This window comes from Protofrankia sp. Cr1 (genome assembly GCF_963555865.1).
Lineage (GTDB): Bacteria > Actinomycetota > Actinomycetes > Frankiales > Frankiaceae > Protofrankia.
Genome location: NZ_CAUVXO010000228.1, coordinates 1220 through 8609, shown reverse-complemented (window position 1 = coordinate 8609; position 7390 = coordinate 1220). Strand labels below are relative to the sequence as shown.

Genomic DNA, 7390 nt, shown 5'->3' with positions numbered 1-7390 from the left:
GCCCGGAATCGATCAGCGAACACGACCGCACAATCGCGCGCGCCGTCCAAGACGTCGCCGACGAACTCGGCGCCACCGCATCCCAAGTCGCGATCGCCTGGACCCGGACCCACTCCCGCGCCATCCACCCGATTCTCGGTGCTCGACGACTCGACCAGCATTGTGGGTCGGAGGCCGGTCGCGTGTGCTCAGTCGCCGGCGCCGGTCCCTGGTCAACAGCCGTGCGGCGACCGGGCTGACGGTGATTTCAGGACCTTCGGCCAAGAGCCTACGGTTCGGATTGTGGTACGTAAGGTCCACCAACCATCTCATGGGTAGGTCCCACATACCGCCTGACCTGGTCGTTTAGCGGTTTACGCAACCAAATTAATGATCTTAGTAACGTAGGGTTCACATCTGCGAAGCTCTGGCCAGCATGGCTGCAAGCCCGTTGACAGATCGTGCTGCCGCCGCCTGATCGTCTCGGCTGGACGGTCAGGGGAGTGTGCGCCAGTTGCGGGGTCATCGGCACAGCACACGCCCCGACCTGCCCGGACCTGGCGCTGCCGATCCTGTCGCTCGCCGAGCGGCCCGATGAGATCACCAGCGTGACTCGCGTGCCCCGGCCCGCCCGCGCACCCGTATCCCTTACCGTCAAACGAGCGTGTGGCGATCGAAAATTGGCGACAGCGGAGCGATGTCCCCGGTGACATCATTGCCCGGGATGGGCGCTTTCTTACTGCATGGAGGGATTTGGTATGTCCTATAGCGATGTGGAGGCGGAGCTTCGCAGGCATCCGGCTGTTCAGGAGTGTGTAGTCGCCAGGATCCCGACCGGGCCGAGGACGCACATGCTCGTCGCGTATGTCGTGATCATTGGCCAGGCATCCCCCGCGGACATACGGGCGTTCCTGTCGACCCCCCGCCTGCGATCCAACCGGGTCCCTCGGGCCGTGATACCGGTGGACTCCCTGCCCTGCACCCGTTTCGGTGAGGTGGACCGCGAAGGTCTTCCGCTTCCGGTGCAGCCGGGAATGATGGCGGGCGGCAAGGGGGCGTTGGCCGATCTGGACGATATGCCACTCGGGGGGCTCATGCTGGTTTTAGCAGGGGTCGTCGCTCTGGTGGCGTTCCTGACGACCGACGTTTTCTGGCCGGGCTCCACTGATCTGTCCGTGGTGCCCCAGACGTGGTTCAGGAGGCTCTTTACCGGGCTCTATGTGGCCGAATTCCTGTCCTTCGGCTTGGGGATCAGCTTCCTGCTCTTCGGCCGCAGGCGGTTGACCCGGCTGGGACGTCCTTCATGGCTGACCACGCTGGCCCATCTATCGATCGTCTGGCTGCTGGCCGCCTGGTGGCCGCAGGACAACTTTTACCGGCTCGCCGCCAAGACCGACTGGGCACGTCAGGCGGCCCTCGTCTACGGGTTCAACATCACCTTGATGATCGCCGCGGCCGTGCTCGTCGTCTTCGCGGTCCGCGAGCGCCCCGCGGGGTGACCCCCAGATCGGCGAACATCCCGCCAAGGGCCGCGTTCGCGCTTCGGACGGTGGTCTCCGCGTCATCCAGGGTCCGCCTGGTGCGGCCGGCTATCGCCACGCCAAGGTAGGGGACGGGGTCGAATGCGGCTGTCGGGATGGTGACCAGCAGGGTCGCGCCGATCGCCCGGCAGCTCTGGGCAGTGCGGGCGAGGTGTTCGCGCAGCGTCCCGGCGGGCAGCCGGGCACCTAGCGGTAGCCGGTCGAGCGTGCGGACGAGATGACGTCCTCCTCGCCGGCGGTCGAGGGCAGCCTGGAGGTGGAACGCGACAGCCGGGCCGGTGAGCCGCAGGTTGATTTCGGTGGGGGCGAGGCGGCCCGACCGGTCGGTCACGAAGTCAACGTCGTACCAGCCCCGATAGCCGTCCTCGGCCAGGGCACGGCCCACCGCTGACCCGAATCCGACGGCTGTGTCGGCGAGCGAATCGGGAAGGACACCGGGACCGACTGTGACTCCCCGGTAGCTGGTCCCGTCGACGTCCATCAGCCCGACGCCGACCGGGTGGACCTCGCCTTCGGGGTCGATGACGGCGTCAAAGGTGGGGTCGCGGTACGGGCCTGATCCCTCCACGTACTCCTCCAACAGCACGCCGTCGCGCGCCCATCGTCGGACGAGGGCTCGGCGCCCCGCTGTCTCGGGGGTCACTATCAGCGTGCCGGACCCGCCGGCGCCGTACTCGGTCTTCAGCACCACCCGAGCCACTCCGGTCAGTTCCCGCGCGAGCGCGCGTCGCGAACCGACCGGCCGTTGTGCGGGAACGACGATTCCCGGGTGATCGGATGCCAGCGTACGGAACAACGCGTGGGCATGCCTCTTGGACTCATACCGGCCGATTGCCTCCACCAGACCGCGGGGTGACGGGGCGATCGCTTCGAATGCTGCCGTCCGACCCCACGGCAGGACCGGTGAACCCCGGGAGGTGAGGCGTTCCAGCAGGTCCGGCCGAGACCGGATCGCCTCGGATATCCGGCCGTCTCCGGCGATCCCGCTGTGTAGCTCGACCTCGCCCCAGCCGAGTACGGCAGCAACGTCCCGGACCCACCAGTCCTCGACCCGCTCGGGGAGAACGACCATCGCGGGGCGGGGACCGCAGAAGGTAGCCAGACAGGAGTAGTGGTCGGGACCCTGCACACCGCCAGCGAACTGGCCGTTGAACTCCGCGACATTGCCGACGTGAATCGTGGACCCGCCGGCACTCCAAGCCATCGACCAGGATGGTTCCGGCCGGACCGGCCACGCGACATACACGGGCAGGGCATGGTCTGTCCCCGGCCGGCGGACGTCCCGCGGTTCCGCCCCCATCGCCAGGTAGAACGCCTCGGCGTTGGGATCGGATTCGATTGTCACCTGAGTGAATCCCAGCCGGCCCGCCTCCTCCAGCACATGCCGGTACAGCACGCGCCCCACGCCGCGGCCGATCGCGTCCGGTTCAACGAACAGCATGCCTAGTTCACCGTCCGGCGGATCACCCTCCAAGGTGGCCACACCCAGGACCAGTCCATCCCGTTCAGCAACCACCGTCCGCCGTGCGACCACCTCGCTACGTCGAAACCAGAGATCATTCCGGCAGGCGGCCAGAAACTCCTCGTCATAGCCCCAGTGCGCCTTGGAACGCATTGTCAGTCCGTTCAGCGCCTCGGCTTCGTCCGGCCGCGCCACCCTCAGCTTCACCGCTTCGGTCAAGCCGCTCATCCAGGAATGCTCTCACGGAAGGGGATGGGCCGAGCGCCCAGCACGAGCTCTGCGTGGGGACCGCGATTACATCGGGGCGCTGCTGCCCCATGCCGACGTGGTGCAGGCGCTGCTGTGCGGCCTGTGGGCTGAGGGGATCGACGGCGAAATCTTCAACGTCGGCGACGACGCGCCCATCACCGCCTGCGAGATACTCCGGCTGAACAACATCGCGCCCGACCCGGACGCGGCGCAGCGCGTCCTCGACGATCCGTGGAAGGACATCATCGACAGTTCCAAGATCCGCCGAGTGCTGGGCTTCCGGCTCATCTATCCCAACGTCTACGCCGCCGCCCCGGCACCGGTGCGTGCCGAACCCGCCGCCGTCAGGACCGATAGTCGCCGATGGCTGTCAGCTGCTCGGGAGCCGGCGGCTCGGCGAGCCACCCCTTGAGGTTCTCCTGGAACTCCTGGAACTCCGGCACCTTCGGTAGCGGATTGTCGATCCCCTCCTCGATCTGCAGCAGCACCACGTAGGTCACACCGTCCTGAAGCCGGTACGACGTGTAACGGACGCCCTGGGGGCGCGCCTCCTCCAACGTGGCGAACAACGATCTCACAGCCGCTTCGACCTCGGCTGCCTTCTCGGCCTTCACCTTGGTCCTCAGGAGCATCGCCAACATCTGGTCATACCTTCCCTGTCACACGGGCCGACGGCCGTCGGTCATTGCCTATGACACGCGCCGACGGAGGAATGTGACCGATGGACGAACACGAGTGGCTGGCCGAGCGGTTCGAGGAGCACCGCGGGCATCTGCGCGCTGTCGCCTACCGCATGCTCGGCTCCGTCCACGAGGCGGACGACGCCGTGCAGGACGCCTGGCTGCGGCTGAACCAGTCCGGGGCCAGCGACATCGAGAACCTGGGCGGATGGCTGACCACGGTCGTCGCCCGGATCTGCCTGAACATGCTGCGGGTGTGCAGGACCCGTTCCGAGCACCCGATCGGCATCCACGTGCCCGATCCGATCATCAGTCCCGACCAGGTTGCCGGGCCCCGGCAGCCCGAGCAGGAAGCGCTGCTGGCCGAGTCGGTCGGGCTCGCACTGATCATCGTGCTCGACACCCTGACTCCCGCCGAGCGGCTGACCTTCGTGCTGCACGACATGTTCGACCTGCCGTTCGACGAGATCGCGCCGATGGTGGACCGCTCCCCGGCGGCAGCCCGCCAACTGGCCAGCCGGGCCCGCAGACGGGTGCGGGCGCTGGGCGCGCCCGTCCCCGACGCCGACCACATCGTCCAGCGACGGGTGGTCGACGCGTTCTTCGCTGCGGCCCGCAGCGGCGACTTCGATGCGCTGGTCGCGTTGCTGGACCCCGACATCGTCATGCGCGCCGACGGTGGGGCCTCCCGGCCGCAGGCCTCGGCGGTGGTCCGTGGGGCACCGGCCGTCGCCCGCAGGGCCCTCATGTTCGCCCAGCCCACGGCGGTGGTGCGCTCGGCACTGGTCAACGGCGCCGCCGGGGTCGTGATCACGGCAGGCGACCGGCCGATCTCGGTCATGGGATTTACCGTGACCAACGAACGGATCGTCGAGATCTACGCCATCGTCGACCCCGACCGCCTCACCGGCCTCGACCTCACGGCCCTCGACATCCAGGACACGGCCTGAGCTTGTCGTTTAAGTGGTTTAACCTCCTGGTGTTACCCTGCGTGATAGCCGCTGGTAGTAGTGCTGCGTGTACTCGGCCAGGACGGCGCGCAGGTGCCGTTCACCGAAGATCGGTATCCGGTCGGTGACCTCTGTTCGGACCGTGCGTACGAATCGTTCTGCGTGGGCGTTCGCCCGGGGAGTTCGGGGTGGGATCTTGACCGCGGTGATACCGGTGTCGGCGAGGACCGCGTCGAAGGACGCGGTGAACTGCCCGGCGCGGTCGCGGACCAGGAACCGGAAGTCGGCCGCCCGGTCACCGGGGTCCATGAGGAGGTTCCGGATCTGTTGGGTGGTCCATGGCCCGTCCGGGTGCGCGGTGACTCCGAGGATGTGGACGTAGCGGGAGCCGACTTCCATGGCGAAGAAGCAGTACAGACGGCGCAGCGTCACGGCGCAGTCCAGGTGGAAGAAGTCGACTGCCAGCCTCGTCGAGGCCCGCGTGCGTAGGAACTGCCGCCACGTCGAGGCAGTCTGTCGTTGTGGTGCTGGGGGTAGCGCCAGGGTTTTCAGGACTCGGCGGATGGTGGACGCCCCGACCCGGTGGCCGAGCTCGAGAAGCTCACCCTGGATCCGCTGGTACCCCCATGACGTGTTCTCCGTCGCGAGCCGTTCGATCAGCATGGTGATCTCCGGGCTGACCGTGTTCGCGAGGACGTCGTGCAGGTCCCGTGCGATGCGCAGGCGTTCCTCATCGACCCGGCGGCGGGCCTCCCACTCTCGTTCCTGGGCGGCCTGCCGCCGCAGGTCGCGGCGCGTCCGCACTGCGTAGCCGCGCAGGAACGCCGCGACTAGGGTGAGACTGCCGTCGGTGCCGGTGTCCAGCAAGTAGGCGCCCGGGTGCTCGTCGGGATAGGCACGACCGGCCAGGTCCGCCACGTGATAGCCGAGCCAGAGCATCGAGTTCACCAGCAGCACCACCACCGGCCAGCGCCGCCGCACCAGCAGCGTCACGGCCATGGCGGTGCCGAGCACGTAGGCCCTGGCACCCGAATGTGGGGTGGCGGCAGGCGGCAGGCGGGACTGTCCGGCGGTGTGAGTGGCCGGGCCTGTGCCGCTGAGCGGATCTCGGCGGGATAGACGGACAGTGACTGACAGTATCGAGTCTTATGACCGACGCGCCGCCACACGAGGTGGGTGACTGCCCGGACGGCCTCGACTTCACCGTCGAGGTGGAGGCCGTACTCGTGGCCGGATGCGCCGTCGACGTCGTCACCGACTGGCGCAGCCCCGGCGACGGCTGGGACGACACCTGGGGAGTCTTCAGCGGTCTCGCCGGCTTCTACACCGGGACCTTCGCTACGATCGTCGCCTTGCACGCGAACCCATCGAGCTGACCTGGGAGCCACAGCGCGGCCTCCGGTGACCACCCCGGTCCGGGCGGACACCCCATCAGGTGGGCACGGGCAGCGGCGGCAGGCCGCCGCCCGTGAGCGCGTTGACGAACGAGGCCGTTCCGTGCCGGGACAGCCATTCCTCCGGCAGCCGGGACCGGCCGATCCCGCCGGTGTGGCTGTTGTGAAGCCAGACGTAGGCGATCAGCACGACCGTCACGTACACCATGACCAGGCTCGTCCGCGAGGCCGGTCGCCGTTGATCAGGGCGGCCGGGTCGGGCTGGTCGGCGCCCTGGCGGGCGCGCTGACCGGGACCGAGCAGGCGCCGGTCCATGACGGGGGCCGGGTGCTGGCCGACGTCTCGGTGGCGATCGCGGACGGCGGATCCGGATCCGGGACATCGCCACCCGGTCGCTCCTCGCCGCGCGAGGGCATGTCCGGAGATCGATGGCGTCCACGAGGTGCTGGATCACAGTGCGAACGCGTGCTAATTTGTCGATGATCTACGTGTAATTTCCATGGTCAAATATGTGTCAAATCCATGATCGGATATTCGTACGCTCCTACGCTCCTACGCTCCTACGCTCCACGTCTGCTCGACACGGAGTTGCGGGATGTCGTCGCATCCCACCCCGCCGTCCTCGTCGTCGGCCCCCGGGCGGGTGGCAAGACGACCCCGACGCGGCGTGTCTGCCAGTCGACCCCAACGCGGCGCTGCGCGGGCTCGAGGAGCCCGTCCTGATCGACGAGTGGCAGGTCGTGCCCGAGGTACTCGGCGCGGTGAAGTGGGCCGCCGGCGTGCCGAGTGCGCGCTGAGCGTCGTCGGCGCCGACCTATACCACCTGCGCGACGCCAACGGCCGCCGTGAGATCGACCTGCTCCTCGAAGCCCGTGACGGCCAGGCCATCGCCATCGAGGTCAAGGCATCCGCGGCCCCCTCCCACACCGACGCACGACACCTGGAATGGCTTGCGACGGAGATCGGTTCACGGTTCACCCTCGGACTCCTCGTACACACGGGCCCACGGGTCTTCCAACTCACAGAACGCATCCTCGCCGTCCCCGCCGCCGGCCTCTGGTCCTCCAGCTGAGGACGCCGGCGGCTGAGGTCAGCAGCCGCGTGGAGACCGGGCGGATGGCGATTTCAGGACCTT

Annotated in this window: 9 protein-coding genes and 1 pseudogene; 6 read left to right on the top strand and 4 right to left on the bottom strand. The window is 68.0% G+C overall.

Going from position 1 to position 7390, the window contains the following annotated elements; genetic code table 11:
• Positions 1–239: pseudogene (locus tag U9980_RS17070) on the top strand (hypothetical protein); the annotation flags it as partial.
• Between the two features lie 498 nt (positions 240–737).
• The gene (locus U9980_RS17065) at positions 738–1478 is read left to right on the top strand and encodes an AMP-binding enzyme (RefSeq protein ID WP_322768824.1); all 741 of its coding nucleotides are present in this window, start codon (positions 738–740) and stop codon (positions 1476–1478) included.
• On the opposite strand, the gene U9980_RS17060 is transcribed toward U9980_RS17065, so the two are convergent.
• Positions 1414–3210: a GNAT family N-acetyltransferase gene (locus U9980_RS17060; protein ID WP_322768823.1), complete on the bottom strand. Its 1797-nt coding sequence runs from the start codon at positions 3208–3210 to the stop codon at positions 1414–1416. The genes U9980_RS17065 and U9980_RS17060 overlap by 65 nt on opposite strands.
• Positions 3211–3307: 97 nt before the next feature.
• Here U9980_RS17060 and U9980_RS17055 point away from each other — a divergent pair, with 97 nt between their 5' ends.
• Positions 3308–3643: a hypothetical protein gene (locus U9980_RS17055; protein ID WP_322768822.1), complete on the top strand. Its 336-nt coding sequence runs from the start codon at positions 3308–3310 to the stop codon at positions 3641–3643.
• On the opposite strand, the gene U9980_RS17050 is transcribed toward U9980_RS17055, so the two are convergent.
• Entirely contained in the window at positions 3576–3863 is a 288-nt protein-coding gene (locus tag U9980_RS17050) for a hypothetical protein (protein WP_322768821.1), read from the bottom strand. The two genes, U9980_RS17055 and U9980_RS17050, sit on opposite strands and share 68 nt — an antisense overlap.
• Positions 3864–3952: 89 nt before the next feature.
• Between U9980_RS17050 and sigJ the strand changes: the two genes are divergently transcribed.
• Positions 3953–4861: an RNA polymerase sigma factor SigJ gene (sigJ, locus tag U9980_RS17045; RefSeq protein WP_322768820.1), complete on the top strand. Its 909-nt coding sequence runs from the start codon at positions 3953–3955 to the stop codon at positions 4859–4861.
• A gap of 18 nt (positions 4862–4879) precedes the next feature.
• Here sigJ and U9980_RS17040 read toward each other — a convergent pair whose 3' ends face one another.
• Positions 4880–5875 (bottom strand): integrase core domain-containing protein, encoded by a 996-nt coding sequence (locus U9980_RS17040; protein ID WP_322768819.1) that lies wholly within the window; start codon positions 5873–5875, stop codon positions 4880–4882.
• 134 nt (positions 5876–6009) lie between these two features.
• Here U9980_RS17040 and U9980_RS17035 point away from each other — a divergent pair, with 134 nt between their 5' ends.
• The gene (locus U9980_RS17035; protein ID WP_322753818.1) at positions 6010–6237 is read left to right on the top strand and encodes a hypothetical protein; all 228 of its coding nucleotides are present in this window, start codon (positions 6010–6012) and stop codon (positions 6235–6237) included.
• Between the two features lie 55 nt (positions 6238–6292).
• Here the strand turns inward: U9980_RS17035 and U9980_RS17030 are convergent, their stop codons facing one another.
• Positions 6293–6463 carry a hypothetical protein gene (locus U9980_RS17030; RefSeq protein WP_322753817.1) on the bottom strand — a complete coding sequence of 57 codons (171 nt, stop codon included), beginning with the start codon at positions 6461–6463 and terminating at the stop codon, positions 6293–6295.
• Between the two features lie 558 nt (positions 6464–7021).
• Here U9980_RS17030 and U9980_RS17025 point away from each other — a divergent pair.
• Positions 7022–7327 (top strand): DUF4143 domain-containing protein, encoded by a 306-nt coding sequence (locus tag U9980_RS17025; protein WP_322768818.1) that lies wholly within the window; start codon positions 7022–7024, stop codon positions 7325–7327.
• Positions 7328–7390 lie beyond the last annotated feature (63 nt).

What these genes read in the sequence shown, in the direction of transcription:
- sigJ (WP_322768820.1), top strand. Translation starts at nt 3,953, where the DNA reads ATGGACGAACACGAGTGGCTGGCCGAGCGGTTCGAGGAGCACCGCGGG.
- U9980_RS17065 (WP_322768824.1), top strand. Translation starts at nt 738, where the DNA reads ATGTCCTATAGCGATGTGGAGGCGGAGCTTCGCAGGCATCCGGCTGTT.
- U9980_RS17035 (WP_322753818.1), top strand. Translation starts at nt 6,010, where the DNA reads ATGACCGACGCGCCGCCACACGAGGTGGGTGACTGCCCGGACGGCCTC.
- U9980_RS17060 (WP_322768823.1), bottom strand. Translation starts at nt 3,210, where the DNA reads ATGAGCGGCTTGACCGAAGCGGTGAAGCTGAGGGTGGCGCGGCCGGAC.
- U9980_RS17030 (WP_322753817.1), bottom strand. Translation starts at nt 6,463, where the DNA reads ATGGTGTACGTGACGGTCGTGCTGATCGCCTACGTCTGGCTTCACAAC.
- U9980_RS17050 (WP_322768821.1), bottom strand. Translation starts at nt 3,863, where the DNA reads ATGCTCCTGAGGACCAAGGTGAAGGCCGAGAAGGCAGCCGAGGTCGAA.